We start from the raw sequence: 1288 nt of genomic DNA, 5'->3' as shown, positions 1-1288 counted from the left end.
CCACAGAGGTTGGCGACTTCGCCTGGTCGCTCGCCTATCACCATCACCCGGGGTTCGAAAACAACGAGGGCGGCTACGGCACGCTGACCTGGGACTTGCGCAACGACAGCATCACCCTCGATCACGCGGACCGCTATGTCGAATGCTCGCACAGCTATGACGAGGGGCTTTGAGATGGCCCATCCGCTTCATCATGCTGAAAGCTCTGCCCGGAAATTCGGCGGGGTGCCGTCTGACTATCAGTCTGTGCACGATTGGTTTGACGCCTCGAAAGAGCACCTCGCGCTCTTCACGCACCGCGCCATGCGTCACCATGCGCAAGGCCTGTTTGAGGCCGAACGGGTTTTTGGCCTGACACTGACCAATAGTGCGGGCCGCGACATCCCCGTGCGCTGGATCGGCGAGCAGCATGTCCGCGAAGACTGCCAGGGCCGCATTCCGAGCATGGCGGACTGGCTGCGACGGATCCAGCCAGAGCCATGGATGGCCAATGGCCATATCGAGCAGCATGTCAGCGGGGAGCCCTGCGGCGACCCAAGGGTCGCTTGGGCCTCCGAGGTCGCCGCCGGACGAACCGTTCTTGGCCTGAAAGATTGGATAGCGGCGCGCGCGACGCAAGCCACGCAAAGCGCCTGACAGGTCTCGGTCGTTTGCCAAACGAATGCCGCATGGAAGCCCGGTCAGAAGATCGGGCTTCTTGCGTCGTTTCCCCACCATTTTTCTTGAGGAGGATCGCATGACACTCGAAGACATCAAGGCCGCCGTCGATGCCGGCCAGACCGTGCATTGGGCCAATACCGGCTACGTTGTCCACAAGGACCGGCTCGGTCAGTACCTCATCACCTATCTACCGAATGGTAGCTGCATCGGCCTGACCGACCGGGGCGGGCACCGGTTGAACGGAAAAGAAACGGAGTTCTTCGTCGCGTAACCGAAGGACGCCGCAGAAAATCCAGGCAGCCAATAAAGACCAGACGGGCAGGGGAGGGGTGTAGCACCCGGAGGCGCGGGGGCCTTCCCACTCGGACGGCAGCTCTGACCCGTGGACGGGGCTGAAAGGAAAGCGAGCTTTCTGATTTGTGATCCCTCAAGGGGTCGAGAAAGCAATCCCGGATGCGTTGGCAAGAACGTCAGGCACCGGCCAATCGAAAAGGAACCATCCCATGTTCGCAGGAACCCTCACCCGCAATGTCGAGACCGCAGCCGCTCAGTACACCGGCATGATCCACGGGGCACGCTTTGACATCGCCATCCAGCTTGAAACCCGCCCGAAGATCTCCGCGCGCAG

At 61.5% G+C, this 1288-nt stretch carries 2 protein-coding genes and 1 pseudogene; all 3 read left to right on the top strand.

Annotated features, from left to right (window positions below; all coding sequences use genetic code 11):
- A partial coding sequence (locus tag GGR17_RS20600) for a DUF6878 family protein (protein WP_407926664.1) occupies positions 1 to 173 on the top strand: 173 nt, incomplete at its 5' end.
- Between the two features lies 1 nt (position 174).
- The gene (locus tag GGR17_RS20195; protein ID WP_054540528.1) at positions 175 to 636 is read left to right on the top strand and encodes a DUF6915 family protein; all 462 of its coding nucleotides are present in this window, start codon (positions 175 to 177) and stop codon (positions 634 to 636) included.
- A gap of 100 nt (positions 637 to 736) precedes the next feature.
- A pseudogene (locus GGR17_RS20190) lies at positions 737 to 1039 on the top strand (hypothetical protein).
- The last annotated feature ends 249 nt before the right edge of the window (positions 1040 to 1288 follow it).

The organism is Actibacterium naphthalenivorans (genome assembly GCF_014196965.1).
In the GTDB taxonomy this organism is placed as follows: domain Bacteria; phylum Pseudomonadota; class Alphaproteobacteria; order Rhodobacterales; family Rhodobacteraceae; genus Actibacterium_A; species Actibacterium_A naphthalenivorans.
Note: the sequence above shows the minus strand (reverse complement) of the source record. Positions and strands in the feature narration are given on the sequence as shown.

Bases quoted from the DNA above. Each gene is read 5' to 3' on its own strand.
- GGR17_RS20195 (WP_054540528.1), top strand. From the start codon at position 175: ATGGCCCATCCGCTTCATCATGCTGAAAGCTCTGCCCGGAAATTCGGC.